Below are 19919 nucleotides of genomic sequence, written 5' to 3' on the forward strand. Positions count from 1 at the left end.
GAAAGCGTTGATGATCGAGCAGAATCCGACGCGAGACAAAGCTCAGATGTCGGCTGGTGAAGAGCGCGTTCCCGTCCTGGCCGGGAACTGACGGCCCGGACGGGCTGAACACCCCGCGGACGGCGGCTTGCGGGTTTGCTCTATCACGTTTGGTCGCTAAACCACCGTTTTGGGAACCAAAAGTGATAGGTCAACCGGGGTGATCGGTTCGTACAGGACCGGCTCCTGGTGGGTAACCACCACGGCGTCGCTCACCACGTCTGCCAGCCTGCCGTGGCGCGCGTAGGCCTGCCGCTGCAGCCTGGCGCCGGTTCCGTTGCTGAAGATCCGGTGCAGGGATTCCTCGACGTAGGCTGCGTCGCCCGCCTCGTCCAAGGCGTCGCGGACATGGTCATGGAGCGCGGCGATGACATTTCTTGCGGACTCCGGCTTGTGGGTCACTGGGTGGAGCAGCTCGCCCTGGATTCCCCACCGGCTGGCCAGCCAGGCCCCCTGGCGCAGGATGATGGCCGGAACCATGTCCGGCGTCTGCCCGGATTTCCATTCCCGGGCAGCGGTCTCCACCAGGCCCCGCACCAGGGCGGCGATCAGGACGGTGTCGCGGGGATCGAGGCAAACATCGGACACCCGGATCTCCACGGTGGGGTGGCGGGCGGAGAGGCGGGCGTCAAAGTCAGGGTTGTTGACGACGCCCGTGCCGGCCAGGTCCGCCACCCGCTGGTGGTAGGCCTGCGCCGAGCCGAAGATTTCTGTCGGCCCGGCAGAGGACCACCGGTTCCACGCTTGGGTACGGAAGCTGGCGTAGCCGCTGTCAGCGCCGTTCCAGAACGGGGAATTCGAGCTCAACGCCATCAGTGGCGGCAGCCAGGACCTGATCCGGTCCAGGACCGCGACGCCTTCCTCATCGGAGTCAACGGAGACATGGATGTGGCATCCGCAGGTCAGCTGCTCACGCGCCGTCAGGGCGAACTTTTCCAGCAACGCGTCATAGCGGGTGTTGCTGGTGGAATGCGGTGTCACCGCCAGCGGTGACGTGGCGAGGGCGGCGATCCTGGCGCCGGCTTTTCGGGCGAGTGAGTCGGCGTAGGCGCGGCCGGACAGGATCTCGGCGGACAGTCCGCTCAGGGTGCTGTGCGGGTGGGTGATCACTTCGAGCTGTTCCTGGTGAAGCTCGACGGCGAGCATCGGGTGCGTGGATGGGCCGGCCGTTTCGCCCGGGTCCTGGAGACGCAGCAGGTCTGCGGCCAGAGGCAGGGGACTGCCGTTGGAGGGATCAACGATCAGGAATTCTTCTTCAACACCAAAAGTACGCACTAGCTAAGTGTGCGCCAACAAAAGCAGTCCCGGATGCCACCCGTGTTTCCTGCATCTGTGGGGGCATCAGGGAGGGCCGCCCGAAGCGGTTGAAATCCCCTCTATCCGCAGGTGCCCTTTCAGTTCCATAATGGCCACATAAGCTTCGGGGACCCTCGCGCCGACGATGGCTGGCGCGGCGCAGGAGTCCCAGGTGGCCGCTCAGGCACTTGGCGCAACGGGCGGCCACGCGGCACCGGCCAACGAGGTTCCGGATCCGCCACCGGGGGAGAGTATCGCCACCAACGCGAAAGCAAGGCACAAAGGAAATCATCATGCTCAAGGATCGAACCATCATGGCTGTCCTCGCTGCGAAGGACATCAACAGGGCGAAGGATTTCTACCGGGACAAGCTGGGCCTGGAACCGTCCGATTCCATGGAGGACAACAGCCTGTTTTACAGCGGCGGCAACGGAACGGGTTTCGTGATTTACCAGACAGAGAATGCCGGGACGGCCAAGAACACCCAGATGGGCTGGGAAACGGACAATCTCGAAGGCGAGATGGAGGAACTGCGGGGCCGCGGCGTCGTCTTTGAAGACTACGATTTCCCCGGCCTGAAGACGGAGAACGGAGTTGCCGATAACGACTGGGGGAAGTCCGCCTGGTTCCTGGACAGCGAAGGGAACATTCTCAACATCCTCCAGCGCAAGTAGCCAGCCGCAACGCTGATTGGCGCAGCAAAGGGCCGCACTTGCCGCCAAGGCAGGTGCGGCCCGCGCGCGCCGGCATGTGGCGGCAGCCGGGATTCAAACGCGTGACAGAGCCCAGGAATAGAATGGGCGCCATGGGCACCGTTGACGATTCCTTGGCCGATCTGCCTGAGCCGGACCGCGGCTGCCTGCTGCGCGTGGTCGACACTGTCAGGACGCTGGTGCCCGAAGCTGTGGAGGGGATGAGCTACGGGATGCCCGCCCTGAAACTTGAGGGAAGACCACCCCTGGGCGTTGTGGCGGCGGCCAAACACCTCTCCGTCTTCCCGTTTTCCCCGGCGGTGATTGACGCCGTCGCACATCGACTTGAAGGGTATTCCCTCCCCAAGGGGACCTTCCCATTCACGCCGGAGCATCCCCTCCCCGACGACGTGCTGGAGGACATCGTTCGCCTGCGTCGTGCGGAGATCCAGAAGTAGGGGCAAGGACCACCAAGAAGGGGACCTGATGAAATCCAACGAACTAGTGCTGGACGCGTTCCGCCGGATCAGGGAGACGGTGGAGGCCACCCTTGTTGGGCTCGACGACGGGTCGGTGGCCCGGCGGCCGGCGGGTACCGGGAACTCGATTGCGTGGTTGATCTGGCACCTCGGCCGGGTGGAGGACGCCCAGGTGGCCTCCGCCGCCGGCCTGGACCAGGTCTGGACGTCACAGGACTTTGCCGGCCGTTTCGGCCTGCCGCTGACAGACCGTGACACCGGCTACGGTCACTCGACCCACCAGGTCGACGCAGTGCGGGCCCGGCCGGAACTTCTGCTTGAGTACTACGACGCCGTCCACCGGCAGACCGCAGGGTTCCTGGAGACTCTCACCGATGAGGACTTGGACCGCATCGTTGACAAGCGTTGGGACCCGCCCGTTACCCTCGGCGTGCGGCTGGTCAGTACCATTGCCGACTGTCTCCAGCACGTGGGCCAGGCCGCTTATGCGAAAGGGTTGAACGCCGAATAGGGGAGAATCGCATAGATGCAGCTCAGGCCGTTCTGCATGACGGCTCAACCATCCCTGTCACCATCGAGGGAGACGGACCTGCCGTTCTCCTGCCGGTCAGCCCGGCGCCCTATGCGGCGGCCGAAACAGACACGCTGCGCCAATGGGGCGGGGACCCTGACCTGGGACCAAATCTCATCAGCGGACTGGCACTAACAAACCGGGTCATAGCGGCCGACTACGAAGCGCACCGGATGGCCAATCCGGCGCCGCGGACGCTCACCCCAGCGAACATCGCCGTCGACCTCCTGGCCCACCGATCGAGGGTCCGTACCGGAGCATGCTGGCCGTCACCCTGGCGGCACATGCCATGTCCGTGAAGGCGGCCGACGAACCGGCCGGGCCGGTCCCTGCACCCGAGCCGGGCGACTGGGACTCGGTGTCGGTCCGTACCACCGAGGCGCAGACGCAGCAGTTCGTCACCCTGTACGAAGCGCTGCTGGACTTTGACGATTCGGCCGCCGTCCTCGAAGGTGACCTGCTCCCGGCCGACCTGCCCAAACTGGCGTTCGCCGGTGCGGAGGACCAGCTTGACTACAAGCCGGTCTGGGGCGGCGTGCAGGTGGCCTCGGGGAGCCGTTGGCGAGGCATCAGGCCACCCTGGCCACTGCAGGGTGGGACGTCGGCGTCCCCCCGGGTCAGGATCATCTGGGCGCAATGCACAGCGCGGTGGCGCTGCCCCTCCTGTCCGACTGGCTGCAGAAGGTCCTGTCCGACTGGCTGCAGAAAACGGGCTGGGTCAAGTAGCAACTGGCTAGGCTGTGACCATGGACTTTCTCATCCGGCAGGCCACTCCTGAGGACGCTGCAGCGGTGGTGCGCATGCACACCCTGGCCCACGAGGAGACGTATGCGGACCGGCTGTCAGCGGACTTCTTCCGCGCACGAAGGGCCGGCATTCCCGAACGGGTGGAACGCCGTCGGCCGTTCCTGGCTGGCAGTGACCCGCGGATCATCGCCGTGGATGCCAACCATGAAGTGGTGGGGTTCGCCGACGCGGGTCCCGGACGGGATGAGGACGGCCCCGAGGCGCTGGAGCTGTATTCGCTGTACTCGCTCCGGCGGACGCACGGCAGCGGGCTGGGAGCTGCGTTGATGAGTGCGGCCATCGGTGAGAGTCCGGCATATCTCTGGGTGCTGGAGAACAATCCCCGGGCGCTGGCCTTCTACCTCAAACATGGCTTTCGGCCCGACGGCAAGCGCGGGCTGCTTCCGCCCGAGTGGGAAGAGCTGCCCGAATTCCGCATGATTCGGTCGGCGAGGGCCGGGTCATGACCATACGTACAGGGTCTTTGCCGGATAAAGGGTCCTTACCGCGGTGGGCGAGGATCGCCGTCGTCGTCTATCTGTCGGTGACGGTTGCGGTTGTTGGCGCTGCGCTCCTCACCAGCTCCTTCGAAACGGATCTGGATGCAACGGTCCGGGAGTGGCTGATGCGGTCCGTGGTGATTCTGACGCTGCCCGTTTCGGCAGCGTATTTCGCCGTGGGCTTCCTCCTTGATTCCTCGGGTCCGCCGTCGGGCTTGTTGAGCCCGACGGCGGTCCTCTACTACCTGGGATACGTCGCCCTTGCTGTGGTTAACGCAGCACTCTTCCGGTGGATGATCCTGAGCATCCGGAAGCCGGTGCCAGCCGCCGGCACTCCTGGCACTCTGCCTCAAGGTCCGGGGGTGACAATGCGCGGGGTCACTCGGAAAGTTCGGAACCTTTGGTGGACGGTACCCCTGGCAGTCCTGCTGAGCCTTCCGCAGTGGCTCGTGGCGGGCTTTGCCTGGTGTGGGATCAGCGGTTGCAGCGGTGGTGGTTTCGGGGTGGCCACGGGAACCGAATGGTTGGCGGTCACTATGAGCGTCGTGAACGGGTTCATTTTCGCCGTGGCTGTTTTCGCAGTGCCATGGCTGTATCCGACGGGGAGGCGCGCCCTCATTGCCTTGGCGGCCGGAACACTGTTCGGGCTTTTGGGTGCTGCAGTCACGCACGGCTAGCCATGGGCTAAAACGGCGGATGAGCGGACCTCGGCAACGCCGGCAATCGTGGGTACGGTTGCGTCATGCAAAAGATATCGATTGAGGCTTTGGCCCGTCAGCAGATCGCTGCCGCTGTTGCGGCACCCAGCGGGCGGGCAGCCGATACAGCTTTCGGCGGGCATGAGAAGAAACTGCGCCAGACCGTCATGGCTTTCCGTGCCGGCACGCGGCTCAGCGAGCACCAGAACCCCGGCGAGGCCACGGTCTATGTGCTGAAGGGGTCGGTCTGGCTGAGGGCGGGTGGGGAGTCGTGGCAGGGCAAGGCCGGGGATCTCCTGATCGTTCCGGACGGGCTGCACAGCCTGGAAGCGGAAGAGGACTCGGCAGTGCTGTTCACGGTGGTCAAGACCGACCGCTAGCGCCCCGCGTCCGTAGCGTCATGCGCTCCGTCAACGGTTGGGCTGATCGCTCGAGGGTGAGGTTTCACCAGGGTTTCCATCTATGTGCCATTCCCGTGGGTTCCGTGACGTTCGTTCGGGCAGGTGCCTCCTAACCAGTCGCTCAGGAAGAACGTTGAATGACCTGCCATTAGCCGGAGCCCTGTGTGGATTGGGAAAGTCCTGTAACGTCAGGATGCGGCGGAGTGCCCGCCGCATCTGCTCCGCACATTTTTCCGACGCCTTGGTCATGTACGGCAGGGCAGCTTCTCAAGAGGTATACATGAACACCAGCACTCCAGCCCAGGACCGTCCCGTTGCGCCTCAGACGGACGGCGACCCTGCCCTTCCCGCCGGCATGCCCCTCGGAGCGCGCCGGCTGGTGCTCATCGGAGGGCTGTGTATCCCGGTCGGTCTTGTCGCGGGGCCGTACATGTTCGGTATCCAGCTCATTGCTGTCGCCGGTGTCGCGGCGGTGAGTGTCGCGTTGTCTTACGGGAACGGAAGGTCATGGTTCAAGCGATGGTCGCGGCTGACAGCGGGGGCCGGCGCAGTCTGGATTGCGGCCACGATTGGCTACTGGCTAACCATCGTGGCCGCTGCTGACGCCTCGGCACCGGTTCCGGGAGGGTCTTCGGCGCTGTTCTACATCGGCGTTGCCGCTTTCGTGGTGATGGCCGCTGCTGTCCTTGCGGGTACCGTCGCACGGTTCAGGTTCCGCAGACTTCGGGCCGCCGCAGCCGCCTAACGACCGGGGCCGCCGGCCCGGAGGCGTGATCGATTCCCGGGGCCGGCAGCCGCAAAAGGCCCGTGCGCTGGTTCAGGCTTCCCCCGTTGCCCGTCCGCTCCCTGCGGCGGGAGAGATAGACAAGCGCCACCGGCCTGCTCGTGCAGGCATAGGCCAAGGGAATGGATGAGGGACAACCTTGAGAGGCTCATCGAGCCTGTCCTCCCGCGGCCAGGGATCTGAGGGCAGTAACCCTGAGTTCAGAATTGCGTGAATACATCAATCAATGTACTTTGTGCTTATGGAAACGCTCACTCAGGCGCCGGTCTTGGCCCGGTTCGGTTACGCGGTCTCGGATCCCACTCGCGCCCGGATCCTCCTGACCCTTTCCGACGCCCCGTCGTACCCCTCGGATCTTGCCGACTCCCTGCAGGTGTCCCGCCAGAGCATGTCCAACCATCTGACCTGTCTGCGCGGATGCGGCCTTGTCGTGGCCGTCCCGGACGGGCGCAGAACCCGGTATGAACTCGCGGACGCTCGGCTGGGCCACGCGATCAAGGACCTGATCGGCGCTGTCCTGGCAGTCGATCCGACCTGCTGCGCCCCGGACGGCGAGTGCCTGGTATGACGACGCATCTCCAGATTGCGCCCAGCCGGACGCGCCGCGCCGTCCTGAGCCGCCGCATCCGGCTTTTCGCGGCCGCCACCATCACCTACAACATCATCGAGGCCGCTGCCGCATTGTGGGCCGGCGGGGTCGCGGACTCCTCGGCCCTGATCGGCTTCGGACTGGACTCGGTCATCGAAGTCGCCTCCGCCGTCGCCCTGTCCTGGCAGTTCTCCGCCAAGGACCCCCAAGGGCGCGAGTACCGGACCCTGCGGATCATCGCCGTGTCCTTCTTCGCCCTGGCCGCCTTCGTGGCTGTGGACGCCGTCCGGTCCCTGACCGGCGGGGGAGAGGCGCAACACTCCACGCCCGGGATCGTGATTGCCGCCATGAGCCTGGCGATCATGCCCGTCCTGTCCTGGGCGCAGCGCCGGGCCGGCCGTGAACTCGGTTCCAGGACTGCTGTCGCTGACTCCAAGCAGACGCTGCTGTGCACGTACCTTTCCGCCGTCCTGTTGGTGGGTCTTGTCCTGAACAGCACCCTCGGCTGGTGGTGGGCCGACGCCGGGGCCGCCATTGTCATCGCAGGGATCGCTGTCCGGGAAGGGATCAATGCCTGGTGCGGTGACGTTTGCTGCGCGCCTTACGGCTCTGACGCGGAGGAACTGAGCGACGCCGAGCAGGGGCTCCCGGACCCTCCGGCGAAGGATGATTCCGGGCCGTGCTGCGACGGGTGCGGCGCGGACTCCAAACCGACGCCAGTCACGCTTAGCCTCGGTCCGGGACCGTCCAGGCGATGAACCGGTTCTTTTGCTGGGGATGGAAAGGATGAGCGGACAGGAAGTCCTCTGCACTAACGGCATTTTCTTCAGAAGCCGCCTGAACTAGCCTGAACCACCGTCAAGAGGTCTCCACCGTCCGCTCCAGCCATGACATCGGATGAGCTGCAGATCGCGGAGCGGGTCGACGCCATTCAGGCCGCCCGGGAAGACGCGGCGGAAGCACCGGCCCCGACGGCGCCCTCATCGGATGATCCGGGACCGGAGATCACCGATCCTGGCACCCAGGAGAGCATCATCCAGATCCTTCTCCGAGAGCGACAACCCGGCGAGAAGGCCCTGAATTCCAGCAAACCGGCCGGCGGGCTCCTGCAAGGCATGCCTCCTCGTCGCGGAAGTTGACGGCGATCCTTCTCGGCTGATCCTACCCGCCACAAAAAATCTCCGCCGGGGTCTGCCCCGACCAGAAAAACAGAGGATCCAAAGCCAACCCCCGGATACGAAAGGACCCGCAGCGCCCGAACATCCCAGGATCAGCCCCGCGCAGGACCGCGCCGGGCTGCCGGCAGTTCGGCCGGTGCACGGGCCGGACGGCCGATCCCAGCGCTGGCGTGACGCAGTACCGCCTCGGCCGGTGACGCGTTCCATCAACGCAATGGTTCGGCTGCGGTTTCCGGGACATGGCCGGAGTGGAGTTCTCTGATGGCCCGTGCGGCGTGCCGTTCTGCCGCCGGGAGATCCCCGGGGGGGACGGGGCGGGAGAAGAGGTAGCCCTGGAGGGAGTCACAGCCCAGGCCGAGCAGGAGGCGGGCCTGAGCGGGGGTTTCGACTCCCTCTGCGGTGATCTTGAGTCCGAGGTTGTGGGCCATGGCCGTCATGGAATCCAGGATCGGCAGGTCCTCTTCCCCGGTGATGATGACGGAGACGAAGGACTGGTCGATCTTGAGGATGTCCACGGGCAGGTCCTGGAGCCGGCCGAGGGAGGAGTAGCCGGTGCCGAAGTCATCCAGGGCGACCCGGATGCCCTGACCGCGTAGCATCCCCAGCTGGGCGGTGATATGCGGTGCGGGGTCCATGAAGACGCTTTCGGTGACTTCCAGGATCAGCTGGTCACCCCTGATCCCGGCCACCTCCAGGGTCTCCAGGACGGTCCGGGCGTAGCCGGGCGCCCGCAGCTGCACGGCCGAGACGTTCACGGCCACGGAGCGTTCCGGGTCTTGCCCCAGCCAGGAGTGCAGCTGTGTGCAGGCCTGGGCCAGGACCTCCTGGCCGATCGCAACAATAAGCCCGGTGCTTTCCGCGGCCGGAATGAACTCCTTGGGCGAAATGATCCTGTCTGGCCGGACCCAGCGGACCAGGGCCTCCACCTGGCTGACCGTAGCCCCGGCACCGCTGACGACGGGCTGGTAATGGACTGTGATCTCTCCGCGTTCGACCGCGGTGCGAAGACCGGTTTCCAGATCGGCGCGGGCCAGCAGCGTGGACATCATGTCCGGATGGAAGCGCACGAAGCAGTTCTTTCCCGCAGCCTTGGCCGCATACATGGCAATGTCGGCCCGGCGCAGCAAGTCCGGTGCGTGCGACCGGGCATCGGCGCTGGTCAGTCCGAGGCTGATGCTGGGATGAAGTTCACGGCCCTGCAGGGCAAAGGGCACATTCAACGCCGCCACGGCACGGGCGGCCACGGCCGCGGGGTCCGTGGTGGAGGTCAGGAGGATGACGAATTCGTCCCCGCCGAGCCGTGCCACGGTATCGACCGGACCCACGCAGCGTCCGAGGCGCCGTCCGGCCTCGATGAGCATTTCATCCCCGGCCTGGTGACCCAGGACGTCGTTGACTTCCTTGAAATCATCCAAATCCAGGAGCAGCACGTGAATGCGCGACCGGTCCCCGGTGGCCAGCGCCTCCTCGAGGCGGTCCCGGAACAAGGACCGGTTGGCCAGTCCCGTGAGGTGGTCCCGGAAGGCAAGCAGTTTCAGCTCGTCGGCCTGATGGGCAAGGTCGGATATGGCCGTCCGGGCCTGGGCCTGGGCCTGCATGCGGGCGGTGATGTCCCGGAAACTCCAGACGCGCCCGACGATGGCCTCGGCCACCCGCTGCGGCCGCGAATACCGTTCGAAGATCCGGCCGTCACTGAAGTGCAGCAGGTCCAGGCTCTCGGCTCCAAGGTCGCCGTAGAGCTCCTGGACCTTCGCAACAAAGGAGTCGGGGTCGGTGAGCTGGTCCAGGACAAAACCCATGACCCTCCCGTCATCGTGCGAGTCCAGCAGATCTGCCGGGATGCCCCACATGGTCCTGAAGCGTTCGTTGGCCCCGGCGATCCTCCCCTCCGCGGTCACGACCAGAATTCCGTCGGCCGTGGACTCCAACGTCGCCGTGACCAGCGAGAGGGCCTTGCGCAGGGGCGTGTCGCTGCGTTTACGTTTGGTCGCGTCCCGGATCGATGCCACAATCCCGGAGCGGCCGCCAACATTCAGCGGTGCAAGGTTGACCTCCATCGGGAACTCGGTGCCGTCACGGCGCAGCCCGAGCAGATCCAGATCCGTACCCACCTGGCGCATCCGGGAATCGGACAATAACGCTTCCCTGATCCATTCGTTGGGTCCCTGGAACCGGCCCTGGACGACCGTCCCGTAGGGCCGGCCCAGCAGCCACTCCCGCCGGTACCCGAACAGGGTCTCCGCCGCGGCATTGAGGTAGCTGATGGCCCCAGTCTCGTCGATGACCAGCAGGGCATCCGGGGCGTACTCAGCCACATCGGGCCCCGACGCACCTTTCACGTCCGCAACCGCGGCAACAGAGCTTCCAAACCCGGCTCCCGCTCCGCCAGGAGCACCCGCCCCCGGCGCAGCAGGGACGCGCCGGGTGCTCAGATCCGCGATCAGGGCCGTCCCGGCGCATTCACGCGCGTCCCGGATCCCCGCCACCGCCGCGGGTTTGTCCGCGAAGCCCCGCGATACTGCGATGACGTTTCCATCACGCGCCGATAACCGGAACCTGTACCGTGATTCGGCATCCAGAAAAAGCTCGAACATGCCGGCCATTGACTACCCCCCGCGCCTTTTGCGCCAGGCGTCGGCCAAACCACTGCGGGTTCTTCCAGCACCCGGCACCCCAATTCTGCCGGTGTTTTCCCGAGGGATCACCCGAGCATCATCGATCATTTCGTTGACCCGGGCAAGCGACACATCCGAACAAAGGACAAAATTTCGGACTCCGCCCGGAACGGCCGACATCGCGTCCACGACAATGCCCACAGATCAGGCCCCCGGTTCAGGCAGTTGCGGCCGGCGTTCGTCCCAGCGCGGCCAGAATGCGTGCCGCAGTTCTCGGCGAAGGCCTTTTCGCTTCGCCTAACTTCTGGGCACAGTCCGACCGCTCGGTCTTGAGGCGCTTACGGTTCCCCTTTGTTCGACTTCCAAAGCTGACATGGCAATCCGATGGCCATGTCAGCAGTGTTCCAGGCATTAGCGGCAGGACACCCGTACATCGGTACCGAAACTGTCGGTAATGTCCCCGTGGCGGGATCAGCGACCCTGATGACAACGCCGGGCGTCCCTTCCCCGCATCTGCATTCGAGACGGCGGGCCCGGGTCCTCTTGTCGACCGCTGGCATTCCACCATATGTTGACGAACTCTTTGGGTCGGCGTAGACCGTGCCATATCACATCAATTGCGGGCCGCTGCCTTTCGGCCTGCCGCCTGTAAGGAGAGGGACATGGCCGTCGCAGTCATCATGGAATTCGCTGGTGCCACCCTGGAGCAATACGACCTGGTCATCGGCAAAATGGGTCTCACCCCGGGAGGGCCCGGCCCCGCTGGCGCCCTCGGTCACTGGGTGGCGGCTACGGACGACGGGATCCTCGTCACGGATCTCTGGCAGACGAAGGAGCTCTACGAGACCTTCGCGAAAGAGCAGATCGGACCCTTCAGCGCCGAGGCAGGGATCCCGGCGCCACCGAAAGTGAAGTACCTGGACGCCTACAATTATTTCACGCCGGGCGCGTGAACATTTCCTGGAATCCAGCCCCGGCGGCTTCCCCCTCGATTACCTCCCGATGATGGCGTTCATGGGTCCGCGCCGAAACAAGGTATTTTTCCGGGACTGACCCTGACGCATCCGGATTCCTTTGACAAGATGCGGGGCTGGAGCGCGGGGAGCCTGCCGGAACGGGGTTTCGACGTCGTCCTGCCGGTGCTCCCGCTGGTGGTCGCCGGGCTGTTCCCCGACGCCGCGGCAGCGTCCGGCGTGCACGTGGGCCGGACACGGCTGGTGGCCATCGCGGTGGGGGTGGCCCTGGTCAGCGCCGTCACGGCAGTGGCCGGTCCCATCGCCTTCATTGCCCTGGCCGCTCCCCAGATCACCCGGCGTCTGGCCGGCGCCGCCAGCATTCCGCTGGGCACCACGGGTGTGGTGGGCGGGGCGCTCCTGCTGGCCGCGGACATCGTGGCCCAGCACGTTATCCCATTCACCGTTCCGGTGGGCGTGGTGACGGTGGTGATGGGCGGCGCCTACCTGGTGTGCCTCCTCCTCCACGAATCCCGGCGGCGCCGCTGAGCCGGTGCTTCGCTAACCGATCAAGCTGAGGAACGCCGTCGTATCTTCTGCCACCTGCGCCGGGCACTCCCACAGCACCGGGTGCGCCACACCGGGATAGACCTTCAGCACTGCGCCGGGGATCCGGGCGGCCAGGGTTTCCTGATCGCCGCGAGGCAGCAAGCCGTCCTGCTCGCCCCACAGGATCAGCGTGGGGGCGTGGATGGTTCCCGATTCCGTGGGCGGCGTGGCCTCGCATAGCCCGTTCAGGATGCCTTTCCAGGCGTGGGCCGGCATCCTGAGACCGTCGCGCACCCGGTCCTCGAGGAACCACTGCGGAACTTCGTGCAGCACGGGAAACCAGGACAGGGAATCCCGGACCCAGTCCTCGTCAAGGGGTTCGGTCAGGGCGTCCACCTCGTCGGCGAAGGCGGGCCGTCCGTGGAGGCTAAGGGGAGCGCCCACCAGCACCAGCGCCGCGACCTTTTCGGGTTGGGCAATGGCGAGCTGCTGGGCGACATAACCGCCGCTGGAGGAGCCGACGACGACGGCGCTCGGCACGTTGAGGGCGTCCAGGATCGCGGCAGCGTCCTCGGCCTGTTCCGCCAGGGAGTAGCCGCCCTCCGGTTTGTCCGCTCCGCCTTGCCCGCGGAGATCCGGGGCGTAGACCCTGAAGCCGGTCAGTAGGGGAATCAGGCGGTCGAAGCTGCCGCGGGATTCGCCCCAAGCGTGCAACAGCAGCACTGGTTTCGCGTCGGCGTCGGCGTCGCCGTGGGTGAGACACGGCACCGTGATGCCGGTGCGGAGCCTGAGGTCGCGGACTTCGGATTCCATAGATTCAGGCTACGCCGCGGGCTGTTTCGCGGGAGGACCGATCATCGTGTGACACATGGCGCTGGTGCCCTTCCTCGGTCAGCCCTTTTTGTTTTTGCCATTGCCCTCGGTGCCTTTTCCCTGTTCCGGTGCAGGGGCCGGCACGACGGGCGCAGTGTTTTCCTGGGCGGCCTGGGCGGCCTGTGCAGCGGCTTCCGCGTCGGCCTTGGTCTTCTCCGCTCCTGCCGCGGCAGCCGCTGCTTCTTCAGCTGCCTTCGCTGCCGCTGCGGCGGCTCCCACGGCGGCATTGAGGTCGGCCCTGACAGCGGTGATGCTGGTCATGATGCTCCGGCGCCGTTCCTCGGAAACCTGGCCGCTGCCGGCTGCAGACGCCACGTCCGTTTCCAGGCTGTCCAGGGTCTTAAGCGCGGCCGTGTGATCGGTTGCGGCCGCTGCCTGGCTCACGCCGAGCACGAGTTCCTGAAGCTGTTTGGCAGTGTCGCGCTGAATGCCGGTATCGGCCGGGCCGCAGCCAGCGAGCGAGGCCGCCAGCGCCAGGGCGGCCGCAAGGCAAGCTCCCCGTGCTCCGGTGCACTTGCCCGTGGAATGGAAGCGGGTCATGGTTCCACACTCTTCTGAAGTTCCTGAAGGTGGTCACCCAGCGTGCCGCTCACCGCAGGGTAAGGCACGACGCCGGATGTGGACTCTGGCGCCTGGCCCGCTGTCAGTGCCGCGGCCCCGCCTGCCAGCGGAAAAAGGATCAGGATGGCCAACACCGGGAGCCGCACCTTCTGTCCCGCACGGGATGACTTCCGTCGGCGCGTTCCCCGGGGCCTGCTGGGCTGTTCTGCGCCAGGCGCCAGCCTTGACTGGGCGGCGTTGGCGGAATCCTCGCCGTTGGGGCCTTCATCAGCTGGCCTGGCCGGCAGATTAGGGGAGGGCGAGTCTGCTGTGAGGGACGGCGTCCTGAACGGCATGGCCGGCAGCACACGCGTGGTTTCCGGTGCAAGTTCGCCGGGAGTGGATGTCGGCGAGACTAGGGCCCGCCGCAGCGCCGTCTCGATGTCCGCAGCTGTCGGGCGTTCCAGCGGCTCGATTGCCGTCATCGAGCGGATCAGGTCGGCCCACTCGGAAGGGAGATCCGAGGGAATTTTGGGCGCGCGGTGCAGCCTGGCCACGGCAGATTCCACAGCGCTGCCGGGGTACTCCATCGTCTGCTGGATGCATTCGAGCAGGACGAGCCCCAGCGAATAAATGTCTGTGGCAGGGGTGAGCGGGGAGCCCATGGCCTGTTCGGGGCTGAGGTATGCCGCGGTGCCCACCATGGCTCCAGTAGCGGTCAGGCGTGTTGCGTCGGCGATTCGAGCTATGCCGAAGTCTGCGACCTTGGCCCGCAGTGGCTCCCCGGGCCGGGTCTGCACCAAGAGGATGTTGCCCGGCTTGATATCGCGGTGGAGGATGCCGAGCCCGTGGACATAGGCCAGTGCGTCAGCGATGCCGGCTCCTATGACGGCGAGCTCGTCCAAGGGGACTTCACTGTGCCTGATCCGGCTGCGCAGATCCTGTCCCTCGACCAGTTCCATCGTCAGGAACGGCCGGGGCTCATCCGGGATGCGTACGTCGACGCCGACATCGAACAATGTCACGAGGCTGGGATGGTTCAGCGTCGCCAGCAGCGTGATTTCAGCTGCCTGGCGTTTCAACTCCTCGGCATCGGGAGCCTGGGGTGCGAAGAGCTTCAACGCCACGTCCCGGCCCAGGTTCTCGTCCCGCGCGCAGTAGACGGACGACATGCCGCCGCGGCCGATCACCTCACCCAGCCGGTAGCGTCCGCCAACCACGTCAATTCTGATGGAGCTGGGCGATTCCGCCACCATATCCGTTCCTCCCGGTGCGCTGCGGCACTATTACCTAAAATCATAAGGCAACTTACTATATCGGCCACTACGGGCGCGTCAGCCATCACCCTCACCACGGCCGCAGGCAGGGATTAGGTCGTTGGAAGGCTTCCCTCAAGTCCATGCAGCGGCAACAGGCGCAAGATCGGCGATTCTCAACCCAGGCGGCGGTACTGTTAGGCGCATGGAGATGCGCCTTGAAGTTGTGCAAGTACCTGTGGCCGATGTCGACAGGTCGAAGTCGTTCTACACGGAGAAGCTGGGCTTTGTCCTTGACCACGATGTGGAGCACATCCCTGGAATGCGAGTAGTGCAGCTGACGCCGCCAGGTTCGGCTGCCTCGATAGTCATAGGTACAGGAATGACAAGCATGACGCCGGGCAGCCTCGACGGGCTGCAGCTTGTAGTACCGGACATCGGCGCGGTCCGTGCCGAGCTCGTCCGCCGCGGCGCCGATGTCAGCGAAATACAGGACATGGGCGGAGTGCAGTTCTCGTACTTTGCTGACCCGGATGGCAACCGCTGGGTCATTCAGGGCACAACACCATCGGACGTCCGGGACGCACACCTCTGATCGGGGCAGTGTCATAGAGGCCGGACACGGCGGGCGCGTAGGATGCCGCTATGGGACTAATAATTGGGCTTCTGGTCATCTGGCTTGTTCTGTCGATCGTGGGCTTTGCGGTGAAGGGCCTCATCTGGCTGGCAATCATCGGCCTCATCCTGTTCGTCGCGACGGGCGTGTGGGGCTGGGTCAAGCGGAAAGCCAACGCCTGACGAAGGCAGCCTGCAGCCAAACGGACCTATCTCGAAAGAGGTGGGTCATCCGTGTGTTCCGATGCTCTCGCGCCGACGGGACGTTAATCGGCCCTGACGACGGGCACTTCGTCCCAGTGCGTGGTGTAGCCGGGCGAGATCATGTCCTTCTTCATGGTCCAGTCCGCCCGCCGCGGATGCCGGCGTAACCGAGCCGATGGACCCGCGGCCGTACCGGCGGGTGACGTCTTCCAGGAGGCTTCCGATGCGGCGTTCCTCGTGCGCGTTCTCGAACAGTCCTTCCAGGGACGGGTCGAAGGCCCGTTCGGCGCTGGCATAGAAGCAGTTCACATCCACGTGCGCGATCTGCGGCATCTGCCGCATCAGGGCCGGTTAGACATGATGAAGGCATCGCGTGGCGACACCATACTCGATAACTGATCCTCAGTCTTCCTGTCCCAGCCCGTGCTGCTCCGAGAGCGCAATCCTATGAACACAGGTCCCGCAGCTTATATGCTCCGATCAGCGTTCACTTATGAGAGAGCACAATGAAACGCATTCGGTTGTGGCAAGGCATAGTTCGCTACCTACTTCTCACCATGCTGCTGACATCATGCGGCGACAAGTTGACGGGCGGACCGGGAACTGCGGAACCCACGCCGAACTCCACCAGCTCCGCTTCCCCCAACAACTCCCCAATGCCCACCAGCTCAATCCCTGGTTCTGCCAGCAGCCCCGTTCCAAGAGGTGACACCCAAACGTGCGTTGACTGGGTCCGGTTCGAGACCCCTCAAGACCAGTACGACAAGGCCGGCGTGGTGCTCATCGGAAAGTCTGTAAGCCACGCCGGTGAGACCAGCATTTACGGTTCCAAGGCCACGACCCACCTTGTAGAAGTCGAGCAGGTACTCAAAGGGGAACCCGGAGATGGGAACCTCCGCATCTCCTCCATGCCCCCGACCTGCACTGGAGGCGAGTCCTACCCGGACGGCGATCCGCTCGATACCGATCAGAGAGTCATCATTTTTGCGACCAAGCAGGGTGGCGACTGGTTCACCATGACCCCCGCACAAGGAGTGTTGCCTTTCCAACAGGGCACAGAGCTTCCCTTTCACTAGTATGAATCCAGCCCGTGCCCACTGGACAGGCCCAGCGGGCAGACGTGAAGCCCTGACGCCTAGCAACACACGCTGAACTGCGCCGGTCCGGCCCTCAGTTTTTCTTGAGTTCCTCGGCGAGCATCACGATGATGCCGCTGGGACCGCGGACGTAGGTGAGCTTGTAGACGTCCTTATAGGTCGCCACCCCCCGAAGCGGACGGCAGCCGTGCCTCGCGGCTATCTCCAAGGCTTTGTCAATGTCGTCGACTGAGAACGCGACGCGGTGCATGCCAATCTCGTTGGGACGAGTGGGCTCCGACTCGATCGCTTCGGGGTGAATGTACTCGAATAGCTCAAGGCGAACGTGACCGTCTGGCGTTTGGAGCATCGCTATTTTGGCGTGGTTGCCGTCAAGGCCGACGGCAGTCTCGGTCCACTCGCCACGAACCGTGTCACGGCCGACGACCGTGAGACCGAGGTCGGTGAAATGGAGATCGTTGCTTCGAGGTCGCGAACGGCGATGCCGACGTTCTCAAATTTGATGGCCATGCGTTGCACGTTACCGAGCCGGGCCCAATAGCTCCAGTAGCGGCAGGCATGAAGTTGCGGCTACCTCATCCTGCCGAGGAGGGCCACCGGATTCGAAGCGGTCAGCCCGCGGCCTGACCTTCGCGGGCCACCTCCTCCAGAATCCTGGCTGACGGCGGCGCCGACATCAGTTGCCCTATCACCTCCGGGTTATCCCACACCTGGCTGCGCAGCCGCTCCAGAAAGACGGTCGCAGCTTCCTTGGTGTCGAAGTCAAGGAGCACGGTCACGCTGTTCTGGTCGTCTGAATCCTGGAAGACCCGGACAGATCGGGCGCCCGCGGCGGTGCGGCCCGCGGGATCGCTGTCGAAGACTTTTTTCCATGCCCCGTAATCCCGGACCGGATAGCTTATCTGCAGGGTGAACATCTTGGTTCCTTTCCTTCGTGCTATTTCAGAACCACGATAGGCCGTTCAACGTCATCCCGATAGGGCCCGACGCTGGCCGTGATCCGATGCTGCAGTCGGTCAGCAACCGGCCTCGTTCTGGACGACCGATAACGTCGGCCAGCGACGTGGCGCTTGCTTGCCGGGCCGAACAGGGCTGTCCGAAGCGTCGGGCTAGCCACCGGGGGCCACCTATTGGGCGATATAGGCTAGACGGGACGCCGGCCCCGCCCGGGCCAGCCTGCCGCCCTTCCCGGGCCGGCCGGGAACGGACGGAAGGGCATCATCGCCATGAACGAACCTGGCTGGGTCCAGCACGCCATCTGGTGGCAGGTTTATCCGCTCGGCTTCGTCGGCGCGGAGAAGACCGCCACGCCGGAACCCGCCGCTGACCACCGGTTGTTGGGCCTTGTCCCGTGGCTCGACTACGCGGTGGAACTCGGGGCGTCGGGGCTGGCCCTCGGCCCCATCTTCGCGTCGGAGACGCACGGGTACGACACCACGGATTATTTCCGGATCGATCCCCGGCTCGGATCCGAGCAGGACTTCGACACCCTGGTGGCCGAGGCACACCGACGCGGATTGCGCATACTGCTCGACGGCGTCTTCAACCACACCGGGCGCTCCTTCGCGCCGTTCCAGGATGTCCTCGCACGCGGGCCGGAGGCGGACGCCGCCTCCTGGTTCTCGCTGGAGTGGCCCGACGGTGCCGCTCCCGGCGTCGAACCCGCGTACCGCGACTTCGAGGGCCACCACCACCTCGTGGCGCTCAACCATGACGAGCCGGCTGTCGCCGATTTCGTCGTAGAGGTCATGGAGCACTGGCTGCGCCGGGGTGCGGACGGCTGGCGACTCGACGCCGCCTATGCCGTCCCGTCGTCGTTCTGGGCCCCGGTCACCGCGCGCGTCCGGTCATCGCATCCGGACGCGTACTTCGTGGGCGAGTACATCCACGGCGACTCTGCAGCGGAAGTCCGGTCCGGCGGACTCGATTCCGCCACGCAATACGAGCTCTGGAAGGCTGTCTGGAGTTCGCTCAACGACGCGAACTTCTTCGAACTCGCAGCCGCATTCGAACGACACAACGCGCTCCTGGGCTCCTACGCACCGCTCACCTTCATCGGCAACCACGACGTCACCCGCATCGCGAGCAAGCTCACCGATGCAGCACTCGTGCCGCACGCCGTCGTCGTCCTGCTCACGGTCGGCGGAACGCCGTCCATCTACTACGGCGACGAGCAGGGCTACCGGGGCGTCAAGGAGGACAGGGCAGGGGGCGACGACGACGTGAGGCCGTTCTTCCCGTCCTCCCCCGACCAGCTCTCGGCCGTGGGAGGACCCATCTTCGCCGTGCACCAGGAGCTTATCGGGGTGCGGAGACGGAACCCATGGCTGCACCGTGCAACCACAGACCTCCTCCAACTCTCAAACGAGGTGCTTGCATACCGCATCGCGGTTGACGCCGATGCGCTCGTGGTCGCACTGAACCTCTCGCACGACACCCAGCGGATCAGCGCCGTGGGCGCGACTTCCGTCGTCGCCGGGAAGGCGACCGTCGATGTCGGTGCGAACGCCGTCCTCGTGCCGCCGCGGGGGTGGGCCGTCCTGGGCTAAGCCAGCTGCGAGAGGCCGCTCTATCTAGCGGATCAGTCGATACCGCACGTGCGTCACGAGGCTGGTGCCGCTCACTTCCGTCGGCTCAAGCCTGAGGTCCCCGACGCCGTCGAGCAGCCGTTCGCCCGCTCCCAGGACCATGGGCGCGGTGTGGAGCCGCAGTTCGTCCATCAGCCCCGCCGAGAGGTATTGCTGGGCGGTCTTCGCTCCGCCGGCAATGGCCACATCCTTGCTGCCGGCGGCCTCCCGCGCCTGGGCCAGCGCCGATTCGATCCCGTCGGTCACGAAGTGGAACGTGGTGCCGCCCTGCATCTCCAGGGGCTCACGTGCATGATGCGTGAGAACAAAAACCTGTGCGTGATAGGGCGGCTCCTCGCCCCACCATCCCCGCCAGTCCGCATCCCACGCCCCGGGTCCGGGCCCCGCGAACATGTTCCGGCCCATGATGAAAGCGCCGGCAGCGAGGATGCCTTCGATCGCTGCCGCGTTGGCCTCAGGTTCCTCGAACCAGGAGCTCGCCGTTCTCTCCCAGGGGCTCCGCAGTGCTTTGGTTCGGTCCCGCGAGGAAGCCGTCGAGGGAGATGGTCAGATCGCACGTGACTCGGCTCATGCGCCCCATCATGCCACCGGGTCATGGCCCCTGTGTAGGGCTCGG

At 65.3% G+C, this 19919-nt stretch carries 23 protein-coding genes and 3 pseudogenes; 16 read left to right on the forward strand and 10 right to left on the reverse strand.

All coding sequences use genetic code 11. From position 1 onward, the window contains the following. Nucleotides 1-156: 156 nt before the first annotated feature. A complete protein-coding gene (locus ACQCSW_RS05415) occupies nt 157-1314 on the reverse strand; it encodes a glutamate--cysteine ligase (protein ID WP_426989833.1) in 1158 nt (385 codons plus the stop codon). A gap of 314 nt (nt 1315-1628) precedes the next feature. On the opposite strand from ACQCSW_RS05415, the gene ACQCSW_RS05420 reads away from it, so the two are divergent. From ACQCSW_RS05420 to ACQCSW_RS05470, 11 genes are all read left to right on the forward strand, one after another. Then, nucleotides 1629-2009 carry a VOC family protein gene (locus ACQCSW_RS05420; protein WP_426989834.1) on the forward strand — a complete coding sequence of 127 codons (381 nt, stop codon included), beginning with the start codon at nt 1629-1631 and terminating at the stop codon, nt 2007-2009. A 131-nt stretch (nt 2010-2140) separates the two neighbouring features. Continuing rightward, nucleotides 2141-2485, forward strand: coding sequence for an iron chaperone (locus tag ACQCSW_RS05425; protein WP_426989835.1), 345 nt, complete (start codon nt 2141-2143; stop codon nt 2483-2485). Between the two features lie 28 nt (nt 2486-2513). Beyond that, nucleotides 2514-3017, forward strand: coding sequence for a mycothiol transferase (locus ACQCSW_RS05430; protein ID WP_426989836.1), 504 nt, complete (start codon nt 2514-2516; stop codon nt 3015-3017). Nucleotides 3018-3635: 618 nt separating this feature from the next. Then, nucleotides 3636-3803, forward strand: a complete 168-nt coding sequence (locus tag ACQCSW_RS05435; RefSeq protein WP_426989837.1) for a hypothetical protein — start codon at nt 3636-3638, stop codon at nt 3801-3803. A gap of 20 nt (nt 3804-3823) precedes the next feature. Beyond that, the gene (locus ACQCSW_RS05440) at nt 3824-4330 is read left to right on the forward strand and encodes an N-acetyltransferase family protein (protein WP_426989838.1); all 507 of its coding nucleotides are present in this window, start codon (nt 3824-3826) and stop codon (nt 4328-4330) included. Further along, nucleotides 4327-5040 carry a hypothetical protein gene (locus ACQCSW_RS05445; protein WP_426989839.1) on the forward strand — a complete coding sequence of 238 codons (714 nt, stop codon included), beginning with the start codon at nt 4327-4329 and terminating at the stop codon, nt 5038-5040. The genes ACQCSW_RS05440 and ACQCSW_RS05445 overlap by 4 nt, the downstream gene beginning before the upstream one ends. 65 nt (nt 5041-5105) lie before the next feature. Then, a complete protein-coding gene (locus ACQCSW_RS05450; RefSeq protein WP_426989840.1) occupies nt 5106-5441 on the forward strand; it encodes a cupin domain-containing protein in 336 nt (111 codons plus the stop codon). Between the two features lie 301 nt (nt 5442-5742). Next, nucleotides 5743-6207, forward strand: a complete 465-nt coding sequence (locus tag ACQCSW_RS05455) for a hypothetical protein (RefSeq protein WP_426989841.1) — start codon at nt 5743-5745, stop codon at nt 6205-6207. Between the two features lie 280 nt (nt 6208-6487). Next, on the forward strand, nt 6488-6814 hold the full coding sequence (locus ACQCSW_RS05460; RefSeq protein ID WP_426989842.1) for an ArsR/SmtB family transcription factor: 327 nt from the start codon (nt 6488-6490) through the stop codon (nt 6812-6814). Beyond that, a complete protein-coding gene (locus tag ACQCSW_RS05465; protein ID WP_426989843.1) occupies nt 6811-7593 on the forward strand; it encodes a cation diffusion facilitator family transporter in 783 nt (260 codons plus the stop codon). The genes ACQCSW_RS05460 and ACQCSW_RS05465 overlap by 4 nt, the downstream gene beginning before the upstream one ends. A gap of 129 nt (nt 7594-7722) precedes the next feature. Then, nucleotides 7723-7974, forward strand: a complete 252-nt coding sequence (locus ACQCSW_RS05470) for a hypothetical protein (RefSeq protein WP_426989844.1) — start codon at nt 7723-7725, stop codon at nt 7972-7974. A 245-nt stretch (nt 7975-8219) separates the two neighbouring features. Here the strand turns inward: ACQCSW_RS05470 and ACQCSW_RS05475 are convergent, their stop codons facing one another. Next, nucleotides 8220-10607 carry an EAL domain-containing protein gene (locus ACQCSW_RS05475; protein WP_426989845.1) on the reverse strand — a complete coding sequence of 796 codons (2388 nt, stop codon included), beginning with the start codon at nt 10605-10607 and terminating at the stop codon, nt 8220-8222. 683 nt (nt 10608-11290) lie between these two features. Here ACQCSW_RS05475 and ACQCSW_RS05480 point away from each other — a divergent pair. After that, nucleotides 11291-11581 (forward strand): hypothetical protein, encoded by a 291-nt coding sequence (locus ACQCSW_RS05480; RefSeq protein ID WP_426989846.1) that lies wholly within the window; start codon nt 11291-11293, stop codon nt 11579-11581. Between the two features lie 129 nt (nt 11582-11710). Then, on the forward strand, nt 11711-12130 hold the full coding sequence (locus ACQCSW_RS05485) for an iron chelate uptake ABC transporter family permease subunit (RefSeq protein WP_426989847.1): 420 nt from the start codon (nt 11711-11713) through the stop codon (nt 12128-12130). Nucleotides 12131-12142: 12 nt separating this feature from the next. Here the strand turns inward: ACQCSW_RS05485 and ACQCSW_RS05490 are convergent, their stop codons facing one another. The 3 genes from ACQCSW_RS05490 to ACQCSW_RS05500 all read right to left on the reverse strand — a co-directional run bounded on the left by ACQCSW_RS05490 (nt 12143) and on the right by ACQCSW_RS05500 (nt 14799). Then, on the reverse strand, nt 12143-12943 hold the full coding sequence (locus ACQCSW_RS05490; protein ID WP_426989848.1) for an alpha/beta fold hydrolase: 801 nt from the start codon (nt 12941-12943) through the stop codon (nt 12143-12145). 78 nt (nt 12944-13021) lie between these two features. Next, nucleotides 13022-13543 carry a hypothetical protein gene (locus ACQCSW_RS05495; protein ID WP_426989849.1) on the reverse strand — a complete coding sequence of 174 codons (522 nt, stop codon included), beginning with the start codon at nt 13541-13543 and terminating at the stop codon, nt 13022-13024. Beyond that, nucleotides 13540-14799 carry a serine/threonine-protein kinase gene (locus ACQCSW_RS05500; protein WP_426989850.1) on the reverse strand — a complete coding sequence of 420 codons (1260 nt, stop codon included), beginning with the start codon at nt 14797-14799 and terminating at the stop codon, nt 13540-13542. The genes ACQCSW_RS05495 and ACQCSW_RS05500 overlap by 4 nt, the downstream gene beginning before the upstream one ends. Before the next feature lie 205 nt (nt 14800-15004). On the opposite strand from ACQCSW_RS05500, the gene ACQCSW_RS05505 reads away from it, so the two are divergent. Together ACQCSW_RS05505 and ACQCSW_RS05510 are read left to right on the forward strand one after the other, a co-directional pair. Continuing rightward, a complete protein-coding gene (locus ACQCSW_RS05505; RefSeq protein ID WP_426989851.1) occupies nt 15005-15394 on the forward strand; it encodes a VOC family protein in 390 nt (129 codons plus the stop codon). Nucleotides 15395-15444: 50 nt separating this feature from the next. After that, a complete protein-coding gene (locus ACQCSW_RS05510; protein WP_185262737.1) occupies nt 15445-15597 on the forward strand; it encodes an LPXTG cell wall anchor domain-containing protein in 153 nt (50 codons plus the stop codon). Nucleotides 15598-15680: 83 nt separating this feature from the next. Here the strand turns inward: ACQCSW_RS05510 and ACQCSW_RS05515 are convergent. The 4 genes and pseudogenes from ACQCSW_RS05515 to ACQCSW_RS05530 form a co-directional block, all read right to left on the reverse strand. After that, nucleotides 15681-15873: pseudogene (locus tag ACQCSW_RS05515) on the reverse strand (DUF4113 domain-containing protein); the annotation flags it as partial. A gap of 413 nt (nt 15874-16286) precedes the next feature. Then, complete coding sequence (locus tag ACQCSW_RS05520; protein WP_426989852.1) at nt 16287-16691, reverse strand: hypothetical protein; 405 nt, start codon at nt 16689-16691, stop codon at nt 16287-16289. A 97-nt stretch (nt 16692-16788) separates the two neighbouring features. Continuing rightward, nucleotides 16789-17225: pseudogene (locus tag ACQCSW_RS05525) on the reverse strand (VOC family protein). A 101-nt stretch (nt 17226-17326) separates the two neighbouring features. Then, nucleotides 17327-17632, reverse strand: a complete 306-nt coding sequence (locus ACQCSW_RS05530) for a hypothetical protein (RefSeq protein WP_354249485.1) — start codon at nt 17630-17632, stop codon at nt 17327-17329. Nucleotides 17633-17941: 309 nt separating this feature from the next. Between ACQCSW_RS05530 and ACQCSW_RS05535 the strand changes: the two genes are divergently transcribed. Beyond that, nucleotides 17942-19264 (forward strand): alpha-amylase family protein, encoded by a 1323-nt coding sequence (locus tag ACQCSW_RS05535; RefSeq protein WP_426989853.1) that lies wholly within the window; start codon nt 17942-17944, stop codon nt 19262-19264. 24 nt (nt 19265-19288) lie between these two features. Here ACQCSW_RS05535 and ACQCSW_RS05540 read toward each other — a convergent pair. After that, nucleotides 19289-19874 (reverse strand): annotated as a pseudogene (locus ACQCSW_RS05540) (dihydrofolate reductase family protein). Nucleotides 19875-19919: the final 45 nt, after the last annotated feature.

The organism is Pseudarthrobacter sp. Y6 (assembly GCF_050156205.1).
Lineage (GTDB): Bacteria > Actinomycetota > Actinomycetes > Actinomycetales > Micrococcaceae > Arthrobacter.